At 71.7% G+C, this 14,276-nt stretch carries 14 protein-coding genes; 5 read left to right on the top strand and 9 right to left on the bottom strand.

The features are described from left to right. Positions 1-210: 210 nt before the first annotated feature. Entirely contained in the window at positions 211-1,776 is a 1,566-nt protein-coding gene (locus ACZ7DL_RS24880; RefSeq protein WP_470777160.1) for a M1 family metallopeptidase, read from the bottom strand. Between the two features lie 233 nt (positions 1,777-2,009). Between ACZ7DL_RS24880 and ACZ7DL_RS24875 the strand changes: the two genes are divergently transcribed. Next, entirely contained in the window at positions 2,010-3,614 is a 1,605-nt protein-coding gene (locus tag ACZ7DL_RS24875; protein ID WP_470777158.1) for a peptide-N4-asparagine amidase, read from the top strand. A 97-nt stretch (positions 3,615-3,711) separates the two neighbouring features. Here the strand turns inward: ACZ7DL_RS24875 and ACZ7DL_RS24870 are convergent, their stop codons facing one another. Further along, positions 3,712-4,161, bottom strand: a complete 450-nt coding sequence (locus ACZ7DL_RS24870; protein WP_470777156.1) for a MarR family winged helix-turn-helix transcriptional regulator — start codon at positions 4,159-4,161, stop codon at positions 3,712-3,714. A gap of 114 nt (positions 4,162-4,275) precedes the next feature. On the opposite strand from ACZ7DL_RS24870, the gene ACZ7DL_RS24865 reads away from it, so the two are divergent. Both ACZ7DL_RS24865 and mltG read left to right on the top strand, forming a co-directional pair. Next, positions 4,276-6,078, top strand: a complete 1,803-nt coding sequence (locus ACZ7DL_RS24865; protein ID WP_470777155.1) for an ABC transporter ATP-binding protein — start codon at positions 4,276-4,278, stop codon at positions 6,076-6,078. Positions 6,079-6,121: 43 nt separating this feature from the next. Then, a complete protein-coding gene (mltG, locus tag ACZ7DL_RS24860) occupies positions 6,122-7,042 on the top strand; it encodes an endolytic transglycosylase MltG (protein WP_470777153.1) in 921 nt (306 codons plus the stop codon). 12 nt (positions 7,043-7,054) lie between these two features. On the opposite strand, the gene ACZ7DL_RS24855 is transcribed toward mltG, so the two are convergent. The 5 genes from ACZ7DL_RS24855 to ACZ7DL_RS24835 all read right to left on the bottom strand — a co-directional run bounded on the left by ACZ7DL_RS24855 (position 7,055) and on the right by ACZ7DL_RS24835 (position 11,171). Continuing rightward, the gene (locus ACZ7DL_RS24855; RefSeq protein ID WP_470777151.1) at positions 7,055-8,173 is read right to left on the bottom strand and encodes an NAD(P)-binding domain-containing protein; all 1,119 of its coding nucleotides are present in this window, start codon (positions 8,171-8,173) and stop codon (positions 7,055-7,057) included. A 109-nt stretch (positions 8,174-8,282) separates the two neighbouring features. Continuing rightward, positions 8,283-9,290 (bottom strand): ABC transporter substrate-binding protein, encoded by a 1,008-nt coding sequence (locus ACZ7DL_RS24850; RefSeq protein ID WP_470777149.1) that lies wholly within the window; start codon positions 9,288-9,290, stop codon positions 8,283-8,285. Positions 9,291-9,336: 46 nt separating this feature from the next. Then, positions 9,337-10,074, bottom strand: a complete 738-nt coding sequence (locus tag ACZ7DL_RS24845; RefSeq protein ID WP_470777147.1) for an ABC transporter ATP-binding protein — start codon at positions 10,072-10,074, stop codon at positions 9,337-9,339. Then, entirely contained in the window at positions 10,047-10,937 is an 891-nt protein-coding gene (locus tag ACZ7DL_RS24840; RefSeq protein WP_470777145.1) for an ABC transporter permease, read from the bottom strand. Before ACZ7DL_RS24840 ends, ACZ7DL_RS24845 begins: the two co-directional genes overlap by 28 nt. Before the next feature lie 150 nt (positions 10,938-11,087). Continuing rightward, entirely contained in the window at positions 11,088-11,171 is an 84-nt protein-coding gene (locus tag ACZ7DL_RS24835) for a putative leader peptide (RefSeq protein WP_449195568.1), read from the bottom strand. A gap of 122 nt (positions 11,172-11,293) precedes the next feature. Between ACZ7DL_RS24835 and ACZ7DL_RS24830 the strand changes: the two genes are divergently transcribed. Further along, a complete protein-coding gene (locus ACZ7DL_RS24830) occupies positions 11,294-11,716 on the top strand; it encodes a secondary thiamine-phosphate synthase enzyme YjbQ (RefSeq protein WP_030651147.1) in 423 nt (140 codons plus the stop codon). A gap of 13 nt (positions 11,717-11,729) precedes the next feature. Here the strand turns inward: ACZ7DL_RS24830 and ACZ7DL_RS24825 are convergent, their stop codons facing one another. Both ACZ7DL_RS24825 and ACZ7DL_RS24820 read right to left on the bottom strand, forming a co-directional pair. Beyond that, a complete protein-coding gene (locus tag ACZ7DL_RS24825; protein WP_470777143.1) occupies positions 11,730-12,536 on the bottom strand; it encodes a helix-turn-helix transcriptional regulator in 807 nt (268 codons plus the stop codon). Positions 12,537-12,921: 385 nt separating this feature from the next. Further along, complete coding sequence (locus ACZ7DL_RS24820) at positions 12,922-13,323, bottom strand: DUF5997 family protein (protein WP_470777141.1); 402 nt, start codon at positions 13,321-13,323, stop codon at positions 12,922-12,924. Between the two features lie 82 nt (positions 13,324-13,405). Between ACZ7DL_RS24820 and ACZ7DL_RS24815 the strand changes: the two genes are divergently transcribed. After that, entirely contained in the window at positions 13,406-14,212 is an 807-nt protein-coding gene (locus ACZ7DL_RS24815; RefSeq protein WP_470777139.1) for a LysR family substrate-binding domain-containing protein, read from the top strand. Positions 14,213-14,276 lie beyond the last annotated feature (64 nt).

Raw genomic sequence — 14,276 nt, 5'->3', positions numbered from 1 at the left:
ACGGTTCTTCTCATTGCGGGGGCTCTCCCAACCACGCTCGTCGCCACCAGGCCCAAAGGAGCTGTTCGTCAGGCCACCCCTTGTACGTTTCCGTGCCTGGCGCGCCACGTCGTGGCGAGCGTCACCGGGGTGGACCAGCGGTCCGGCAGAGGCCACCCGGTCGGCGGCAGTGACTCCGCCTCCCGGGGCGCCGAGCTCGTCGGCGCCGGCTCAGTCCTCGACCGGGTCCACGTCCCAGTCGGGGTGGCCCGGCATGGGCGGGGTGTGCGAGCCGTACAGCCACGCCGTCAGAAAGGGAGTCAGATCCTCGCCCGCGACCCGGGACGCGAGCGCGATGAAGTCCCGGGTCCCTGCCGTACGGCCCCGGTACTCGGTCACCCAGGACCGCTCGATCCGCTCGAAGGTCTCCGCGCCGACCTTCTCCCGCAACGCGTACAGCACCAGCGCCGAGCCGTCGTAGCGCATCACCTTGAACAGCGTCGCCTCGGTCGGTTCGGCGGGCGCTCCCTCGTCATGACGCCACTGGTCGTGCTGCTCGTACGCCGCCCGCATCATGGATTCCATGCTCATGCCGCCGTGCTCGTCGGAGTAGAGGCGTTCGTAGAAGCGGGCGTGACCCTCGCTCAGCCACAGGTCGGACCAACGCCGGACGGCGACGCTGTCTCCCGTCCAATGGTGCGTCAGCTCGTGGACCAGATTGCGTTCGGCGTCGACCCGGTCGCCCAGCAGGTCGTCGCGCGGTACGACGGAGAGCGACTGTGTCTCCAGCGCCACCGGCAGGTCGGTGTCCCCGACCAGCACACCGTAGCGGCGGAAGGGGTACGGGCCGAGCCGCCGTTCCAGCCAGGCCACGTGCTCGGGAGTCAGCGAGCGGTACGCCTCGGTGTCCGCGACCAGGCCGTCCGGAACCACGTCCCGGACCGGCAGTCCGCGCGGGCCGCTGCTGTCGACGAACGTGAACCGCCCGATAGCCATCTGGACCAGCTGCGCCGCGATCGGCTGCTCGGAGTCGTACGTCCACCGGACGCGGCCGTCGGGCCGCCGGTGGGTGCCGACGAGCCGGCCGTTGGCCACCGCGCTGAGGCCCGGCGGGGTGGTGATGTGGAAGGTGATGGGCGCGCGCAGGCTGGGGTGGTCGTTGGCCGGGAAGACCATTCTGGCGCCGTCGGGCTGCGCGCAGACCATGGTGCCGTCGGGCGTGGGCACCCAGCCGTAGTCCTGGATCGCGTCGTCGCGGTGCCGTCCCTGCGTCGGGTCGGCGGTGTAGGTGACGCGCACGGTGAACGCGCTGCCGCGGGGCAGCGGCTTCGCGGGGGTGACGACGAGTTCGTCGCCGTCGCGTGCGGCGGTGGCCGGTGTCCCGTCGACGGTGACGTGGTGCAGTGCGTTGCCCGCGAAGTCGAGGTCGAAACGGGACAGGGCCTGCGTGGCGATGGCGCTGATGGTGGCGCCGGCCTCGAAGGGTGTCCGCGGTGCCCGCCAGTCGAAGTCGAGCGTGTAACGGCGGACGGTGTAGCCACCGTTGCCGGCGAGCGGCATGAGGGGGTCGCCGATGCCCGGCGCGCCGGGGGAGGGGGCCGGGCCGGGCGGGGCGGCCGAGGCGCCGGGGGTGCCCTGGTGCGCCGTCGGGCCGCCACCGGCGATGAGTGCGCCACCGGTGAGTGCGACGGCTCCCGTGAAGGCGAGGACGAAGAACGCGCGACACGCACGCAGGACGGGGCGGGGACGCGGACACCGGGACTCCGGGTGCTCGGGCCGCTCGGGTGTCGCTTTCATCGGACGGTCCCGGGGGTGGCGCGGGGGCGGGGAGTCCGGCTCGCGGCCGTGCGTCCCGCTGGGCTGCCGGCGGTCATGATCTCCATGAGCGCACTATGCCAGCAAGGTGCACTTATATCATTAAATGTCCCTCTCGGCGGTGTCGATGCGGGGTGTGCGGCGACGGTCCTCATCGCGCCGATCTGTCCGAGGCGTCATTGCGGGCGGGCTCGTCTGCCCGTAGAACACCGGCCATGAGTAGACGGATAGTCATGTCCATGCTCGCGGGAGCGACCCTTCTGGTGAGCGCGCTCTTCGGTACGGGAACCGCCGGGGCCGCCGACGCCCCCGCCGAGTTCGGCACCGACTGGCACGACCCGGTGACCGCGGCACCGCCCGTCGACCGGCCGCACACCAGGTCGTGTCAGGTCACCCTCGCCGACGCCCGATTCCGCGACTTCACGCCCTACCGCGGCACCTACACGCCCCCCAAGGGCTGCGGCGACCGCTGGAGCAAGGTCGTCCTGCGTCTGGACGGCAAGGTGAAGGGCCGTCAGTACGACCGGCTCGGCTATCTGCACGTCGGCGGCATCGAGATCCTGCGCACCTCCACGCCGGAGCCCTCGCCCGACGGCATCGAGTGGCACGTCGAGAAGGACGTCACCCGCTACAGCGACACCTTCCACGGTGCGCATGACGTCGAGATGCTGATCGGCAACGTGGTCGACGAGACATACACCGGTGTCATCGACGTCCACGTCACCCTGACCTTCTACGCGGGACGCCCGGTGACCCCCGCCCCCGACCGCGTCCTCACCCTCGCCGACACGTCCACCGGCGCGACCCTCACCACCCCGCGCAACAGCGAACGGATCGTCGCCGAGGTGTACGCGACCGGATCGGGCGGCGGGTGCGAGGAGTTCTGGTACCTGACCGTGCCCGACCCCGCGTCGTACTCCTGCAAGGCCGACCACGGCCCGTACCGCGAGGTGCAGATCACCGTCGACGGCCGGCTCGCCGGCATCGCGGCGCCGTTCCCGAACGTGTGGACGGGCGGCTGGTCCAACCCGTTCCTCTGGTATGTCCTCCCTGCCCCGCGAGCCTTCGACGTGCGGCCCGTCGAGTACGACCTCACGCCCTTCGCCGGCCTGCTCAACGACGGCCGTCCGCACCGTGTCGAGGTGTCCGTCGTCGGCGTGCCCGCGGGCCAGTCGGGCTGGAGTGTCCCGGTGAACGTACTGGTGTGGCAGGACGCGCACCGGTCCCACGTCACGGGAGCGCTCACCGAGGACAAGGCCACCGACATCGCGAACTCCTCCACCTTCACGCCCGGTCCGGAGAACCGCGTGCACACCGAGGCCGGGCACCGGCTCACCGTCTCCGGCTACCTCGACACCTCGCACGGGCGCGTGACCACCACCGTCACCCGCACGCTCGCCAACTCCTCCGTCCACCGCTGGACCGACGGCGAGAACACGGACGGGCTCGACGCGACCTGGGCCGACGACGAGCAGGTCACGATCGCCGGCCAGGGCCCCGCGCGGACCACGCACGCGCACCGGACGTACACCGTGAACGGTGCCACCACCCTCGGCTCCGACGACCGGCTGCGCACCGTGCTGACCCTCGGCGACCGGGCGACGGCGGTGACACGCGAGGGCGGCCGGCGCACCGCGTGGTCCCGGCTGGACGACACCTACAGCGGCGACGCCGCGTACACGGTCAACGTCCCGCGCGACCAGCGGCACGCGGTCGGCACGTCCACCGAGCGCTACCGCCTCTTCGGCTCGGACGGTTGCCACGACCGTTCGCTGACGACGGTTCAGGGAGTGCTGACGGAGGACCGCCGCCGCTGCTGAGTCCGGCGGCGCCCGCGGTGGCCCCATGGGCCGGCCGACGTCCGCCGCGCTCCGTACGCGGCCCCCGCTCTCGCTCCGGGAGCGGGGGCCGCGTACGTCAGCAGCGCTGGACGCTCTCCCCGTCGATCAGCGTGTCCAGCAGCACGCCGAGCACCTGGCGCTCCTTCTCCGTCAGCGGGGCCAGTATCTCCTCGGCCGCCGAGCGGCGGACACCGCGCAGTTCGCGCAGGGTCGCGCGCCCCTCGTGCGTCAGCTCGATCCGGGTCACGCGCCGGTTCGCCGGATCCGCCACCCGCCGCACCTTGCCGCTCGTCTCCAGCCCGTCGACCAGCGTCGTCACCGCGCGGGGTACGACCTCCAGGCGCTCGGCCAGGTCGGCCATGCGCGGGGGCGAGGCGTAGTGCGCGAGCGTGCGCAGCAGCCGGGACTGGGCCGGAGTGACGCCCAGCTCGCGCTCTTCCAGATGGCGTTTCTGGATGCGGTGCACCCGGCGGGTGAGCCGTAGCAACTGCTCGGCGAGCAGGCCGTCGGGATCGGGGGTGGTCATGCGGGAACAATATCAGGATGCTGTTCATTGTGAGTATAGGTAACAATGAGCTACGATCAGTCAGCTGGCGTCGGCCGTTCTCCGGCCGGCCCCCGTTCGCCTCCGTAGGAGCCCATGCATCCCGACCGTGAACCCTCCTGGACACCACCTGCCGATGCCGGCGAGCAGCCCCGGCAGGTGCGCCGCATCCTGCGGCTCTTCCGTCCCTACCGCGGGCGGCTGGCCGTCGTCGGCCTGCTCGTCGGCGCCTCGTCGCTGGTCTCGGTGGCCACGCCGTTCCTGCTGAAGGAGACGCTCGACGTCGCGATCCCGCAGGGCCGCACCGGCCTGCTGAGCCTGCTGGCGCTCGGCATGATCCTCAGTGCCCTCCTGGCCGGCGTCTTCGGCGTGCTCCAGACGCTGATCTCGACGACCGTCGGCCAGCGGGTCATGCACGACCTGCGCACCGCGGTCTACGGCCGCCTCCAGCGCATGTCGCTCGCCTTCTTCACCCGCACCCGCACCGGCGAGGTGCAGTCCCGCATCGCCAACGACATCGGTGGCATGCAGGCCACCGTCACCTCCACCGCCACCTCCCTGGTCTCCAACGCCACCAGCGTGGTCGCCACGATCGTCGCCATGATCGCCCTGGACTGGCGGCTGACGATCGTCTCGCTGCTCCTGCTGCCGGTGTTCGTGTGGATCAGCCGCCGCGTCGGCAACGAACGCAAGAAGATCACCACCGAGCGGCAGAAACAGATGGCCGCGATGGCGGCCACGGTCACCGAGTCGCTCTCGGTCAGCGGCATCCTGCTCGGCCGCACCATGGGCCGCTCCGACTCGCTGACCGCGTCCTTCGCCGCGGAGTCCGAGCGCCTGGTCGACCTGGAGGTCAGGTCGAACATGGCCGGGCGCTGGCGCATGGCCGTGATCACCGTCGTCATGGCCGCGCTGCCCGCCGTCATCTACTGGACCGCCGGCCTGGCCCTCCAGTTCGGCGGCCCCCAGGTCTCGCTCGGTACGATCGTCGCCTTCGTCTCGCTCCAGCAGGGCCTGTTCCGCCCGGCCGTGAGCCTGCTGGCGACCGGCGTCCAGATCCAGACCTCGCTCGCGCTCTTCCAGCGCATCTTCGAGTACCTGGACCTGCCGATCGACATCACCGAGCGCGAGCAGCCGGTCCGCCTCGACCGGATCAAGGGCGAAGTCCGGTTCGAGGACGTCGAGTTCCGCTACGACGACAAGGGCGGCCCCGTTCTCGACGGCGTCGACGTCACCGTCCCCGCCGGCAGCAGCCTCGCCGTCGTCGGTCCGACCGGCGCCGGCAAGTCCACGCTCGGCTATCTGGTGCCGCGCCTGTACGACGTCACCGGGGGCCGCGTCACTCTGGACGGGGTCGACGTCCGCGACCTCGATTTCGACACCCTCGCGCGCGCGGTCGGCGTCGTCTCGCAGGAGACGTACCTCTTCCACGCCTCCGTCGCCGACAACCTGCGCTTCGCCAAGCCCGACGCCACCGACGCCGAGGTGCACGCGGCGGCCAAGGCGGCGCAGATCCACGACCACATAGCCACGCTGCCCGACGGCTACGACACGATCGTCGGCGAACGCGGCCACCGCTTCTCCGGCGGCGAGAAGCAGCGCCTGGCGATAGCCCGCACGATCCTGCGCGATCCGCCGGTCCTCGTCCTGGACGAGGCGACGAGCGCGCTGGACACCCGCACGGAAGCCGCCGTCCAGGAGGCCATCGACGCGCTGTCGGCCGACCGCACGACGATCACCATCGCCCATCGCCTGTCCACGATTCGAAGCGCCGATCAGATCGTGGTGCTGGACTCCGGACGGGTCGCCGAACGCGGCACGCACGAGGAACTTCTGGAGCGGGACGGCCGGTATGCGGCCCTGGTGCGCCGGGACGCGCAACCGCTGCCGACAAGCTGAACATATGCCGGGATTGTGACCATATGCGTATTACCGTGCCCGCATGCAGACGAACACTCCGCCACGGAGCAGAAACCGACTGACACGCCGGAGCGGAACCCGACTGACACGTCGGGGCAGACTCGTCCTCGTCGTGGCCGGCGCCGTCGTGGCCGGCGCCGCCGTGGCGGTGCCGCTGCTGACGCTGGGGGCCGGGCGCGAGCAGGCGCAGCCCCCCACGCTGGTCATCCCGGAGGGCTGGCGTGCGCACCAGGTCTACGACGCGATCGACAGGGCCCTCGCACTGCCTCCGGGCAGCACCCTCAAGTCCCTCGGCAAAGCCGCCCTGAAACTGCCGAGCGAGGCCGGGGGCAACCCGGAAGGCTATCTCTTCCCGGCGACCTATCCCGTCGAGAAAGGGGCGACCCCCGAATCCCTGCTCCGGTTCATGGTGGACACCGCCCTGAAGAAGTACACCGCCGCACCGGTCGCGGCCGGGGCCCAGCGCAGCGCGATGAACATCTACCAGGCGGTCACCATCGCCAGCATCATCCAGGCCGAGGCCGCGACGAAGGCGGACATGGGCAAGGTCGCCCGGGTCATCTTCAACCGGCTGGAGCACGGGATGCCGCTCCAGATGGACTCGACCATCAACTACGCGATGAACCGCAACAGCGTCCACACCAGCGACAGTGACACCCGCGTCGAGAGCCCGTACAACTCCTACCAGCGCATGGGCCTGCCGCCGACACCGATCGACAGCCCCGGCGAGGACGCGATGCGCGCCGCCCTCAACCCGACGCCCGGCGACTGGCTGTACTTCGTCACGGTCAGGCCCGGTGACACGCGCTTCAGCGCGGACTACGCCTCGCACCTGCGCAACGTGGCCGAGTTCAACGCCCTGCGCCAGGGTGCGGCGACGGACCAGCCCCTGGACCAGAGCCCGCTGCCGTCCGCTGCCTCGGCGCAGCCCTCGGTCGGCTGAGCCGCCGGGCCGTCACGCGGCGACCGGCTGCTCCTCGGCCAGCAGTCGCCTGATGTCCCGGACGGCCGCCCGACCGGCCCGGTTGGCACCGACGGTGCTGGCCGAGGGGCCGTAGCCCACGAGGTGGACCCGCGGATCGGTGACCGCGCGGGTACCTTCCACCCGGATGCCGCCGCCCGGCTCGCGCAGCCGCAAGGGCGCGAGATGGCCGAGCGCGGCCCGGAAGCCGGTCGCCCACAGGATCACGTCGGCGGCCACCTGCCGGCCTCCCCCGAGTTCTCCGCTTCGCTCGAACAAGGCGGACCCCCCCAGCCACTCCAAGCCGTCCGGGATGATCCGGTCGAACATCGGCTGCCGGTCCAGGACGCCGTCCGCGAGGCCCTGCCGGATGGCGTCGTTCAGGGGCAGCCCGGTGACCGAGACCACACTGCGCGGCGGCAGCCCCTGCCGCACCCGCTCCTCCACCAACGCGACCGCCGCGCGACCCGCGCCCTGGTCGAACGGCCCCTCGCGGAAGACCGGGGGCCGCCGGGTGACCCAGGTGGTCGCGGCGGCGTACGGAGCGATCTCCAGCAGATGCTGGGTGCCCGAGGCGCCACCGCCCACGACCACGACCCGCTGCCCGGCGAACTCCTCGGGACCGGCGTACTGCGCGGTGTGCAACTGCCGCCCGCGGAACGTCTCCTGGCCCCGATGGCGTGGCCAGAACGGCCGGTCCCAGGTGCCGGTCGCGTTGATCAGCGCCCGCGTCGCCCAGCTGCCGTCCGACGTCTCCACCAGCAGCCGCCCGCCGGCGCCCTCGCGCACCGCCCGCACATCCACGGGCCGCCGCACCCGCAGGTCGAAGGCGCGCTCGTACCGGTCGAAGTACTCACCGACGACCTCGGCCGAAGGACGTGTCGGGTCGGCGTCCGTCAGCTCCATGCCGGGCAGCGCGTGCATCCCGTGCACCTTGCCGAACGTCAGCGACGGCCACCGGAACTGCCAGGCACCGCCCGGCCCGGGTGAGCGGTCGAGGACCACGAAGTCGCGGTCCGGCGCGAAGCCGGTGCGCCGCAGGTGATAGGCGGCGGCCAGACCCGCCTGACCTGCTCCGATGACGACGACCTCGACCTCGCGTACTCCGTTCACGCCTCTCCCAACAGGGAGCCGCGAGCGAATCTTCCCGGCTGCTCGGCGCCCGCGCGCGGCGACGGCGCCCGCCGGCAGCCCGCTCGCGGCCGGCCCGCGGTCTCCCTCCTCAGTCCTTCGCCGGCGTCGTCGACGGCGGCAGGTCGCCGTTGTACCGCGGGTCCACGAAGTCGGCGAAGTCCACCTTCCTCGGGATGAGCTTCAACTCGGTGAAGGTGTCGGCGATCCGCTGCTCGGAGGCGACGAGCGGCTTGTCGACGGCGACCGAGACACGGGTGGAGTTGGTGCGCCGTACGGAGGCCAGTGCCACCTCGTACGGCAGACCGGTGTCCTTCGCCCACACCTTGGCCCACTCCTCCTGGTGGTCGTACACCCAGGCCGTGGCCCGCCGCAGCCGCGCCAGATAGTCCTTGACGGCGGCGGCCTTCTTCGGGTCCTTCAGGGCGGCGGGAGCGGCGACCTGGAAGCTGAGGCCGTTGGTGATGCCGTCGCCGGTGGTGAGCACACGCCCCTGCCCGGTCCGGAGGATCTGCGAGGTGTACGGGTCCCAGACCGCCCACGCGTCGACCTTGCCGGAGGTGAACGCGGCGAGCGCGTCGGCCGGCTGGAGGTACGTGACCTTGACGTCGGCAAGGCTCAGCCCGGCCGCCTTGAGTGAGGCGACCAGTTGGTAGTGCGCGGACGAACCCTGCGCCACGGCGATGGACCGGCCCCTGAGCTGGTGGGTCGCGGTCAGCTTGGAGCCGTTCGGCACCAGGATGGTGTCGCCCTTGGACGTGCCGTGCCAGGCGGCCACGACGGAGATCTTCGAACCGGCGCCGGCCGCGAAGACCGGCGGGGTGTTGCCGACCCCGCCGATGTCGACGGCCTGCGCGTTCACGGCCTCCAGCAGCGGCGGGCCGGAGGTGAAGGTCGACCACTGGATCCGGTAAGGCAGGTTTTTCAGCTCTCCTGCGGCGCGCAGAATGGCCTCCGAACCGCCCTTCTGGTCACCGACGTCGAGGGTCACGGAGCCCGTGCCGTCGGTGTCGGTGCCGGCGGACGCATTCCCGCCGCAGGCGGTGAGCAGGAGCGCGAAGGGGAGGAGCAGCGCGGCGGGGACGAGGCGTCGTCGCATGACGGTTCCGTTCGTGTGCGAGAGGTTCACGGGGGTTCAAAGGTGGTCAGGCGGGTTCGGCTGCGGTGTCCACGCCGAGCTGTTCGAGCAGCCGGGCACGGAGCGCGGCGAACCGGGGGTCGGTGATCTCGCGCGGCCGGTCCAGGCCGATGCGCTGCTCGTGGGCGATCCGGCCGCCGTCCATCACCAGGACACGGTCGGCGAGCAGCACCGCCTCCTCGACGTCGTGCGTGACCAGCAGTACCGCGCAGCCGCGGCGCTGCCACACCTCCCCGACCAGACGCTGGGCCTTGATCCGGGTGAGTGCGTCGAGGGCGCCGAACGGCTCGTCCAGCAGGAGCAGATCGGGTTCGCGTACCAGCGCGCGGGCCAGGGAGGCGCGCTGGGCCTCCCCACCGGACAGGGTCTTCGGCCAGGCGTCGACCCGGTGACCGAGGCCGACCTCGTCCAACGCCCGCTCCGCGACGGCGCGTTCGGGCCTGCCGGGCAGTCCCAGCAGGACGTTGCGCCACACCTTCTTCCAGGGCATGAGCCGGGGCGCCTGGAAGGCGACGGCCCGACGGCGCGGGACCAGGGCGGTGCCCTCGATCTCCCGGTCGAGGCCCGCGAGGATGCGCAGCAGCGTCGACTTCCCACAGCCGCTGCGACCGAGCAGGGCGACGAACTCGCCGTGTGCGACGTCGAGTCGGAGATCGTCGATGACCGGGCGGCCGTCGAAGGAGCGGGTGAGCCCCTCGACGCGGACCGCGGATCCGGTCACCGTCCGGTGAACGTCGGTCGCCATTGCAGCAGCAGCCTTTCGAGGGAGCGGACGACGAAGTCGGCGAGCAGGCCGAGGAAGGCGTAGACGATCAGGCAGACCAGGATCACGTCGGTCCGCAGGAAATCCCGCGCCTGCACCATCAGGAAGCCGATGCCGGCGTCGGCGTTGACCTGCTCGGCGAAGACGAGAGCGAGCCAGGCGATGCCGAGCGAGTAGCGCAGCCCGGTCAGCGCCCCGGGCAGCGCGCCCGGCAGCACCACATGCCGTACGAGCCCCCACCGGGACAGCCCCAACGACTCGCCCGCCTCGATGAGTTGGGCGTCGACACCGCGGATGCCGGCGTAGACGTTGAGATAGAGCGGGAAGGTCACGCCGAGCGTGATGATCGCGATCTTCGGTGCCTCGCCGATGCCGAACCAGATGATGAACAGCGGGATGAGACCGACGAACGGCACCGTCCGCAGCATCTGCACCGGCGCGTCCACCAGGTCCTCGCCGAACCGGAACAGCCCGGAGAGCAGGGCGAGCCCGGTACCGGTCACCGTGCCGAAGAGCAGCCCGAACGCGACGCGCCGGAGAGAGGTGCCCATGGCCGACGGCAGCGAACCGTCGCTGATCAGATCCCAGCCGACCTGCGCGATCCGGCCGGGCGAGGCGAGCACGTCCGCGGCCAGTACGCCGGTCCAACTGAGGAGTTGCCACAGGGCCAGCAGCAGGAGCGGACCGGTGGTGCGGCGCAGCCAGCGGGGAACCCGGGTGCGGCGGGCGGAGGCGGGGACGACGGGCTGGAGCTCGGGGGATCCGTCCGGGCCGGAGGTACCCGACCTGTATATACCGGAAATGTCGGTCGTAGGGGAGTGGGGTGGGGCATGGCTGATGTTCATGGACGCTCCACGGGAAGGAGAGCGGGGTGCGGGAACGCGCGGCTCGGCGCCGCCACGTCATGCGCTGTGCAACGACGGCTCAGTCATGACGTACGCGTGGGTCGGCGGAGCGCACGAAAAGAAAAGAAAGGGGAAAGCGGGGAGAGGGCGTCAGCGGCCGGGGCGACACGCGGCGGAGGCCACCCGCAGCAGGTCGATATGACCGCGCGTGGTGAGCAGGGCTGAACGCAACATGCGGCTGAACGTAGCCAGATGGATGTGCACTGGTCAACGGTGTCTCGTTTGGTGGACCGCCCGTATCGGAATCCGGTGGTGCCGCGGAGCGTGAAAAGCCGCGCATGGGTCAGGATGGGGGCATGTCCGATGCCTTCACCACGCGCGTGCTGAACGTCTCCACCGGTTCCCGGGAACGCGTCGTCGACCTCACCGCCGACTGCGAGGAGTTCCTGCGGGAGGCGGCGGCCGGCCGCGACGGCCTGCTCAACATCTTCGTCCCGCACGCCACCGCCGGAATCGCCGTCATCGAGACGGGCGCCGGCAGCGACGACGACCTGCTCGCGGCCCTGCACACCCTGCTCCCCGCCGACGACCGCTGGCAGCACCGGCACGGCAGCCCCGGGCACGGCCGCGACCACGTCCTGCCCGCCATCGTCCCGCCGCACGCGACCCTCCCGGTGATCGGCGGTCGCCTGGAACTGGGCACCTGGCAGTCGGTCTGTCTGGTGGACACCAACAAGGACAACCCCGACCGCCGGGTCCGGCTGAGCTTTCTGGGCTGAGCCCAGGCCCCGGTCACGAGGAGCGGGCTCCGGCCGGGCCGGGGGACGGCACCAGGCCGAGTCGCTGGGCGCGCAGGACCGTGCCGACGCGGTCGCGGGTGCCCAGCTTGCGGTAGATGTTCTCCACGTGCTTGTGCACCGTACGGACCGAGATGCCGAGACGGCGGCCGATGGCGTCGGCGGTGAGCGCGTCGGTGAGCAGCAGCAGGACGGCGGTCTCGCGTGGGGTCAGCGCGCAGTCCGCCGCTCGCTGGTCCGGTGCGCCGGCCGGGCCGAGCGCCCGCCGCCACTCCAGCAGCAGTTGCCGTTGCCGCTCGACCGCCGCCAGCAGCGGCTGGGCGCGCTCGGCCATGGTCAGGTGGTCGTCGGTGAAGTCCGTGCCGGCGCGGTAGACCAGGCATCCGGTGATCGGGGCGGTGCTCTCCGGAAGCGGTACCCCCAGCACGTGGTCGACGTCCAGGACCTCGCCGAGCAGGCGTGCCGTCGAGCTGTCCGGCCAGATACGGCCCGCCGCCCGTTGTGCGGAGACCGGCGTCCGGTCGGTTCCGGGCGCGTAGTGACGGGCGAAGGGATAGCCCGCCCGCAGCAGGCCCAGGTCGGTGTCCTCCAGCCGCGCCAGTTCCGCGGCGGCGGCGTCGGGCACCGTGCCGATCGTGCCCTTGCGCTCGCTCCAGTCGTCCGGCTTGTGGACGACCGCCTCGCCGCCGCACACGTCCGCCAGGGTGCGGGCCAGCATCGGCCACAGCCGTTCGGGTTCCCGTTCGTGCAGGGCGGCCACGGCGGCCGCCGTCATCCGTTCGTAGGCCCTGTCCAGCCGCACGTGTTCCTCTCCGGTTGCCTTACGTGCCCGTTCTCGCCCGGCTCGCCGTCGGCGTACGTACTTCTACGCATACCTTTGCGGTCCCCGGCTGTCGCACACTTCAACCCGGCGACACCGGCCTGCTCGGACGCGACACGTCCGACGGGCCGCCGGCACGGGGGAACGGCGGCCCGTCCGGTGTCGCCGGTCCGCCTGCCCTGCTCAGGGACGACTGGGGGACGGGCCCGCAGGGCGGTAAGCCGACCGGCGTCGGGCCCGCGGGGCGGATGGCCGACCGAGGGACGTGCCCGCTGGGCGGATCGCCGACCGGGGGACGCACCAGCAGGGCGGACAACCGCCGACGCCCCCCGGCGGAGTCCGGAGGGCGTGGGGACGGGCAGTGGGATCAGGCGCGCTCGGCGTCGCCCTGCGCCTTCTCCTGCTTCAGGTTCTTGAGCCGGGTGGCCTCCTTGCGGACCTCGGCCTGGGTGGCGCGCTCCTTCTCCAGCCACTCCGGCTGCTCCTGCTTGAGCGCCTCGATCTGCTCGGTGGTCAGCGGCTCGGTGACCCCGCCCCGGGCGAGGCCGGCGATGGACACACCCAGCTTGGCGGCGACCACCGGACGCGGGTGGGGACCGGTGCGCCGCAGCTCGCGCAGCCACTCCGGCGGGTTGGCCTGGAGCTCGTTCAGCTCGGCGCGCGTCACCACACCCTCCTGGAAGGAGGCGGGGGTGGCGGGGAGGTACACACCCAGCTTCTTCGCCGCGGTCGCGGGCTTCATCGTCTGGGTGCTCTGCTGCGACTTCATGACGTCAAGGGTATCGGCCGTGTGCGGGAGCCCCGACCACGGCCGGTGCCGGACGGTCGCCGACGGCCGGTAATCTGGCCTGGTGACAGGCTCGGAGGAATCACCGTCGTTCCGGCTCGCGTACGTTCCCGGAGTGACCCCCGCCAAGTGGGCGAAGATCTGGAACGAGCGCCTGCCCGACATCCCGCTCACCCTCGTCCAGGTCCCGGCCGCCGAGGCGCCCGAGGTGCTGCGCGCGGGCAAGGCCGACGCGGGCCTGGTACGGCTGCCGGTCGACCGCACGTTCTTCAGCGCGATCCCGCTGTACACCGAAGCCACGGTGGTCGTCGTCCCCAAGGACCACCTGATCACGGCCGCGGACGAGGTGACCCTGGCCGACCTCGCCGACGAGGTGCTCTTCCACCCCCTGGACGACGTCTTCGACTGGGACGCGCCACCGGGCGAACCGGCCTTCGAACGGCCCGCCACGACCCCGGACGCCATCGAGCTGGTCGCGGCGAACGTCGGCCTGCTGGTCGTCCCCCAGTCCCTCGCCCGCCTGTACCACCGCCGGGACCTCACCTACCGCCCGGTCGTCGACGCGCCCCGGTCGAGCGTCGCGCTGTCCTGGCCGGAGGAGGCCACCACCGACCTGGTGGAGGATTTCATCGGTATCGTCCGCGGGCGCACCGTCAACAGCACCCGCGGCCGTACGGCGGCGGCACAGGCCCAACCGCCGGCGAAAACGTCAGCCAAGCCGTCCGCCAAGTCCTCGGGGAAGCCGTCCGCGAAGTCCTCGGGCAAGACGTCGGGGAAGGCGTCGGCGAACGCGTCGGGCCGCACGGCACGCGCCCGCACGGGCGGCGGCAAGCCGACGGCCAAGCGGGGCAAGCCGCGCCGGAAGTCGTGAGCTGGTGCTCTCTCAAGGGCTCCCCGGAAGTTGTGTGAGCCCGGCTGTTTCCCATGGGCTGAGC

It is taken from the genome of Streptomyces sp. NPDC036984 (assembly GCF_055607665.1).
The sequence above is the reverse complement of the archived record's forward strand: the minus strand, read 5'-3'. Positions and strand labels throughout refer to the sequence as shown.

Bases quoted from the DNA above. Each gene is read 5' to 3' on its own strand.
- ACZ7DL_RS24880 (WP_470777160.1), bottom strand. From the start codon at position 1,776: ATGAAAGCGACACCCGAGCGGCCCGAGCACCCGGAGTCCCGGTGTCCG.
- ACZ7DL_RS24875 (WP_470777158.1), top strand. From the start codon at position 2,010: ATGAGTAGACGGATAGTCATGTCCATGCTCGCGGGAGCGACCCTTCTG.
- ACZ7DL_RS24870 (WP_470777156.1), bottom strand. From the start codon at position 4,161: ATGACCACCCCCGATCCCGACGGCCTGCTCGCCGAGCAGTTGCTACGG.
- ACZ7DL_RS24865 (WP_470777155.1), top strand. From the start codon at position 4,276: ATGCATCCCGACCGTGAACCCTCCTGGACACCACCTGCCGATGCCGGC.
- mltG (WP_470777153.1), top strand. From the start codon at position 6,122: ATGCAGACGAACACTCCGCCACGGAGCAGAAACCGACTGACACGCCGG.
- ACZ7DL_RS24850 (WP_470777149.1), bottom strand. From the start codon at position 9,290: ATGCGACGACGCCTCGTCCCCGCCGCGCTGCTCCTCCCCTTCGCGCTC.
- ACZ7DL_RS24845 (WP_470777147.1), bottom strand. From the start codon at position 10,074: ATGGCGACCGACGTTCACCGGACGGTGACCGGATCCGCGGTCCGCGTC.
- ACZ7DL_RS24840 (WP_470777145.1), bottom strand. From the start codon at position 10,937: ATGAACATCAGCCATGCCCCACCCCACTCCCCTACGACCGACATTTCC.
- ACZ7DL_RS24835 (WP_449195568.1), bottom strand. From the start codon at position 11,171: ATGTTGCGTTCAGCCCTGCTCACCACGCGCGGTCATATCGACCTGCTG.
- ACZ7DL_RS24830 (WP_030651147.1), top strand. From the start codon at position 11,294: ATGTCCGATGCCTTCACCACGCGCGTGCTGAACGTCTCCACCGGTTCC.
- ACZ7DL_RS24820 (WP_470777141.1), bottom strand. From the start codon at position 13,323: ATGAAGTCGCAGCAGAGCACCCAGACGATGAAGCCCGCGACCGCGGCG.